This is a genomic window from Maribacter sp. 4G9 (genome assembly GCF_002742265.1).
Taxonomy (GTDB): Bacteria; Bacteroidota; Bacteroidia; order Flavobacteriales; family Flavobacteriaceae; genus Maribacter.
Genome location: NZ_MDGL01000085.1, coordinates 1 through 552 on the forward strand (window position 1 = coordinate 1; position 552 = coordinate 552).

Sequence of the window (552 nt, forward strand, 5' to 3'; positions counted from 1 at the left end):
TCACGACTGCTTTGGTATCGGCGCTCTATTTCCGTGGCAACCAGACATTGTCTTTGGACTATATGGAGAGCCATATCTTTGACGATATGCTCAAAAAGAGCGGTTTCACCAAGCGTCTTCACAAGCTCAAGGAAACCTTGATGTTCATCCTGTTGCGCATAGGCAGGATATTCAAGTACATGTGCTGCGAGATGCAATACATCATCGACTCGTTTCCCGTAAAGGCCTGCCACAATATACGCATAGGCCGCTGTAGACTTTTCAGGGACGAGGGGTACAGGGGCTACAACGCATCGAAACGCGAGCATTTCTATGGGGTGAAGATACAGTTGGTCACCACCGCCGGGGGTATCCCGGTGGAGATGTATCTTGTACAAGGTGCCGAGCACGATTCGCAGATCCTCAAAAGGATGTACCACGACCTGCCGCCCGAAAGCTCGCTATACGGTGACAGCGGCTACACCAACTATGAGATAGAGGATATGTTCCAGGAGGTCGAACAGGTAGACCTTGCCATCAGCAGGAAATCCAATTCCAAAAGAAAGGACGTTC

At 50.2% G+C, this 552-nt stretch carries 1 protein-coding gene; it reads left to right on the forward strand.

Features of this window, described 5'->3' with window-relative positions; translation table 11 throughout:
* Positions 1–62: 62 nt before the first annotated feature.
* Positions 63–552 (forward strand): IS982 family transposase (locus BFP75_RS21480; RefSeq protein WP_240531762.1); only part of this gene is annotated, 490 nt, incomplete at its 3' end.